The sequence below is a fragment of the Herbiconiux daphne genome (assembly GCF_024979295.1).
GTDB classification, from domain to species: domain Bacteria; phylum Actinomycetota; class Actinomycetes; order Actinomycetales; family Microbacteriaceae; genus Herbiconiux; species Herbiconiux daphnes.
The window spans coordinates 1-3,784 of record NZ_JANLCJ010000032.1; the positions used below are offsets into that span (position 1 = coordinate 1).

The 3,784-nt window shown below is 38.1% G+C and carries 10 protein-coding genes; all 10 read right to left on the bottom strand.

From position 1 onward, the window contains the following. Positions 1–85: 85 nt before the first annotated feature. Positions 86–268, bottom strand: coding sequence for a hypothetical protein (locus tag N1032_RS22210; RefSeq protein WP_259542412.1), 183 nt, complete (start codon positions 266–268; stop codon positions 86–88). Beyond that, a complete protein-coding gene (locus N1032_RS22215) occupies positions 268–432 on the bottom strand; it encodes a hypothetical protein (protein ID WP_259542413.1) in 165 nt (54 codons plus the stop codon). The genes N1032_RS22210 and N1032_RS22215 overlap by 1 nt, the downstream gene beginning before the upstream one ends. Next, a complete protein-coding gene (locus N1032_RS22220; protein WP_259542414.1) occupies positions 432–830 on the bottom strand; it encodes a hypothetical protein in 399 nt (132 codons plus the stop codon). Before N1032_RS22220 ends, N1032_RS22215 begins: the two co-directional genes overlap by 1 nt. 10 nt (positions 831–840) lie before the next feature. After that, positions 841–1,077 carry a hypothetical protein gene (locus N1032_RS22225; protein WP_259542415.1) on the bottom strand — a complete coding sequence of 79 codons (237 nt, stop codon included), beginning with the start codon at positions 1,075–1,077 and terminating at the stop codon, positions 841–843. Positions 1,078–1,164: 87 nt separating this feature from the next. Beyond that, positions 1,165–1,443 carry a hypothetical protein gene (locus N1032_RS22230; protein ID WP_259542416.1) on the bottom strand — a complete coding sequence of 93 codons (279 nt, stop codon included), beginning with the start codon at positions 1,441–1,443 and terminating at the stop codon, positions 1,165–1,167. Between the two features lie 162 nt (positions 1,444–1,605). Next, positions 1,606–1,902 (bottom strand): hypothetical protein, encoded by a 297-nt coding sequence (locus N1032_RS22235; RefSeq protein WP_259542417.1) that lies wholly within the window; start codon positions 1,900–1,902, stop codon positions 1,606–1,608. A gap of 3 nt (positions 1,903–1,905) precedes the next feature. Continuing rightward, complete coding sequence (locus tag N1032_RS22240) at positions 1,906–2,406, bottom strand: hypothetical protein (protein WP_259542418.1); 501 nt, start codon at positions 2,404–2,406, stop codon at positions 1,906–1,908. A gap of 1 nt (position 2,407) precedes the next feature. Next, positions 2,408–3,073, bottom strand: a complete 666-nt coding sequence (locus N1032_RS22245; protein ID WP_259542419.1) for a hypothetical protein — start codon at positions 3,071–3,073, stop codon at positions 2,408–2,410. Positions 3,074–3,160: 87 nt separating this feature from the next. Further along, complete coding sequence (locus N1032_RS22250) at positions 3,161–3,409, bottom strand: hypothetical protein (RefSeq protein WP_259542420.1); 249 nt, start codon at positions 3,407–3,409, stop codon at positions 3,161–3,163. Positions 3,410–3,448: 39 nt separating this feature from the next. After that, entirely contained in the window at positions 3,449–3,643 is a 195-nt protein-coding gene (locus tag N1032_RS22255) for a hypothetical protein (RefSeq protein ID WP_259542423.1), read from the bottom strand. Positions 3,644–3,784 lie beyond the last annotated feature (141 nt).

Sequence of the window (3,784 nt, forward strand, 5' to 3'; positions counted from 1 at the left end):
ACTTTAACTAGTCCTTGGCTGACTGTTGCAGCGTCGAACGCAACGCCTTGCGCGTCTTTAATGGTGTTTGTCTTTGGAACTGGCATTATTTGCCTCCTTTGTCTTCTTTGTCTTCTGCTGCTTTTTTAGCAGCATCAGCATGTGCTGCTATTTCCGCTTCGGTTCCGATATGTAGTAGAACCTTGCCTGTTTCTTTTGAAACGATTTTTTGCCCTGTTGGTGTAGCAAAAATATAATGTTTGTTTGAGTCAAATTCTATTGCTGACATTATGCCGCCCCCTGTGTTGTGTTTTCTGGTGTTTGTTGTGTGTCTTGGTTATTTGTATCGGCGTCTAAAAATGCCCCGATGATTGCCAAGATTTGCTTTGTGTTTGCTCCGTCCGGAATTTGAACACCGTTTTCCGAAAGGAATTTTTTAAGTAGTTCAAGCATTATGCTGCTCCTCCTGAATATTCCTTTTGTGGTTTCTTGATGTTGCCTGAGTCGTCGATTAGTATAATCTTCGTCTTTTTGTTGGCAATTTCAAGGTCTGCTTTCAATTTGGCAATTTCTTCATCTTTCGCTTTGATTGATGATTCCAAAGTTGAATTTTTTTCTGAAAGGTTTTTAGCCGCTGATTTAAGTTCGGCGGTATATTCTTCTTTCGTCGCGAAAGACTTATAGGCCTTTTGCTCTTTTTGTTTGGCCTCAAGGTCGGCCTTTTCTTTTTCCTTGGCTAATTCTTCGGGTGTGGGGTCGCCCGGTTTATGTTCTTCCCCATTCTCTTTAATTATAGCCTTTTGTTCTTCTTTTTTAATTTCTTTTTTTTCTTCTTCTTGAATTTCTGGCATTTTGCCCTCCTTATAGTTGTATTGTTGTTTTTACGTTGTTGTTGTTGAATTTGTATTCGGTTTCAACAACTAGATCTTCATAAATTGAATTGTGCCCGGCGTCGTAAGTCGTGATTTTTACAGAGTCGGCAAGGACTGCATCAATTTCTATTTTAGGGTTTTTGCCCTCAATTGACAATTCAAATTCAAATACTAAATCTTCATCCTTGTCAATTCCACCATTTTGGTTTGCTGTTGTTGCATCCAAAAGGTTATAATCCGAAATCTTGCCTTTGTAATAAATAAATGCTCATGTTGATTCATTGTGAAATAAATCGGTAACTGTTGAATTCGTTCAGCCGCCATCTACTAGTTGATTAAAATTAAATGATTTCGTAAGCGTAAAATAATGCTTATCTGTTGAACTTGAAATATCTAAACTGTTAAAATCTTTTGAACCGTTAACCTCAAGTCTTGAAACTATGCCTTCGACGGGTTCACCTTCAATTGAATATGAACCATTTAGGAAATTTACAATATCGCCAGAACTTAATATTCTTTGTGTGATTTGTGTTCTATGATTTGCTGAATCGTTGAAATTATCAACATTATTGTTTTTTGAACCGGCAACCACAAGACCGCCCGAAAAAAATTTTTTGAACGATGAACCTTGCCTATCAACGTCTCATCCGTCAGTATTCAAATCAATTTTATCGGTTATAACGTTTATATAAGCGCCTGAATATTCGCCAAATGTGTATGGTTGCACTCCTGGCGAAGGTGGTTGATTTTCGAGTCATAATAGACCTACACTCAATGGCCCACCCATTTCGCCGGATTTTGAAAATGATTTAGAAACGGACGCAAGGGATTTGATCGTCATGTCATCGTATTTGAAAGGATTAACCGATCTAACATTCATCAGGCGCGTTGTTAATGTTGGCGTAGAAATTGCCTTCAAACCGGCAAGTCTGGAAACTCCGGCATCATCCAAAACATTTATTTTAAGGCCTGATGAAAAAATTTTCGCTGTTGATGGGAAGGTGATTTTGAAACTCTTTGTTTTGGCGTCAAGGACTGCCTGAGTCGTCAATAATCAACTTGTTCTGTTTAGATTTGGAAACGTTTTATTGTTTTCGGCAATCAATGACAACTCGGCATACAAGAACCGCCCTTGCCCATCATAAACTGGCGAATATCCAACGATCCGGAATTTGGCGATTTGTGCTGCAGTCGTTGAACTCATGGTGGCAAAAGTTATGAAATTATATTTTTGTGTATCCAATTCGGCCAAGTCTTCATAAATGAACCCTGACAATTTGCCACCCCATGTTTGCGAAATTGATAAATCCTCCGATTTGAAACCTGAAAGATCATTAGGTAGATTTGTTGATGGGTTTAATTGTATTTGCTTTATAAAAGTTGTAGCAATGCCAAGCGATGCCGATGGGTTTTCTATTGCATCTAACCTTTGATTTGTAGAATATACGAATATCTGGCGTTCTCTTTTTTTATGTCTTGGGGGAATTGAAATTTTCCCTTTGTTTAAGTCCGATTCTACATAAGCAGGGAATTTTTGGTTTGAATTGTTTGCCATCTTATTTCCCCCCTTTGTCAAGTCCTTCAAAGTTGATTTTTGAAATTACAAGGGAATCTAAAATTGAAATTCCCAAATAACGGGCAATCGCAACGCTTTCACTTATGAATTTGTTTTGTTTGGCAAGTATTAGCCCGTTCAGTTGATCGAGTTCTGAAATTGATTCTTCTTGATTGATGATTACTAGAACGTCGGCAATATCTTCAAATATTGCGTCCTTTTTTAGGTTTTGGAAATAATCCACGATGATTTCGGCAAATTTTTTCAATGCATCCTGACGCGAAGAAACCTTTTCATTTGCCATGATGAACTCCGAACCTTGCGCTGCATATGTTTGCGTATCGGTAACCTGAACCGTTCCTTTGGAATCTAAATCTGTAATTCCTCCGGTCTTTTTCAAAATGTCACCTTTGAGTTTTCTTTCTTCTGCACTGAAAACGTCAAGGTTAGGCCTTGCCCGCGCCACGCTGACTTGGGAGGTAGTTCCCAAAGCCTGAGAAGGTAAAGCGATTACAGACGCCGCCGCCATCATTTTTGCCTGTTTTTCGGCTGCAGCACTTGCGTTTTGGTCTGTCTTGTTTCTATCTTGCGTTGTTCTTCCAACGTTTAGCACTTTTGTGGAGTTGAAAAGTATTTCATCCCTTTTCTTTTGTTTTAGAACGATCAATTCCTCGATCTCTGTTGAAATGAAGGCAGAGTCTGAAAGTCCATCAGCTGTGTTCTTTTCAAATACGAAAGAAGGAAGGTTTCCGGTTCACGCAACTGATCCAAGCGTATATTTCTTGATTTCTTCTTTAACATCATCGGTTAAATTGTCGTAATCGGTGATTTCGGTTATTTCCTGTTTGCCAATTGTCCATAGCGTCGTTTTGATTTCGTCTTTGCTTCTGTATTGTCTGATTTGATAAGATGTATCCTTGATTTTGAAAATATAGGCGATATGTTGAACCCCGATAATCTTATTTCCCACGGTTTCTAGAAATACGATGTTCTTGCTTGGCACTCAATTAAATCAAGGCGTTTTTTCACCGATGTCAATCGTTCATAGGATATATGCATTTTCTTTCTTACCATCATTTTTGGAAAGTGAAATTTCACTTGCCTGTAAAACGCTTTTCTTGAAATCTTGGTCGCGTAAGATGTCATAAAGTTTTTTAGCGGCTAAATAGTTAAAATCGCCTGATTTCTTGATAAATAGGAAATCCGGATATTTTGAATATCTTTTTGCACCTTGCATTCTTGCGAGTCATGAAGTAATATCATCGGTTATCTGTTTAGGACTCACATATAGCGCATCGCTGATGTTAAACTCTTTGTCGTTTTGTTTTTTTGCCATTTTTTAAGTTCCTCCGTTATTGTAGAAAGTTGTTTTTTCATC

Coding starts and splice junctions, on each gene's coding strand:
- N1032_RS22210 (WP_259542412.1), bottom strand. CDS start 268: ATGTCAGCAATAGAATTTGACTCAAACAAACATTATATTTTTGCTACA.
- N1032_RS22215 (WP_259542413.1), bottom strand. CDS start 432: ATGCTTGAACTACTTAAAAAATTCCTTTCGGAAAACGGTGTTCAAATT.
- N1032_RS22220 (WP_259542414.1), bottom strand. CDS start 830: ATGCCAGAAATTCAAGAAGAAGAAAAAAAAGAAATTAAAAAAGAAGAA.
- N1032_RS22240 (WP_259542418.1), bottom strand. CDS start 2,406: ATGGCAAACAATTCAAACCAAAAATTCCCTGCTTATGTAGAATCGGAC.
- N1032_RS22255 (WP_259542423.1), bottom strand. CDS start 3,643: ATGCAAGGTGCAAAAAGATATTCAAAATATCCGGATTTCCTATTTATC.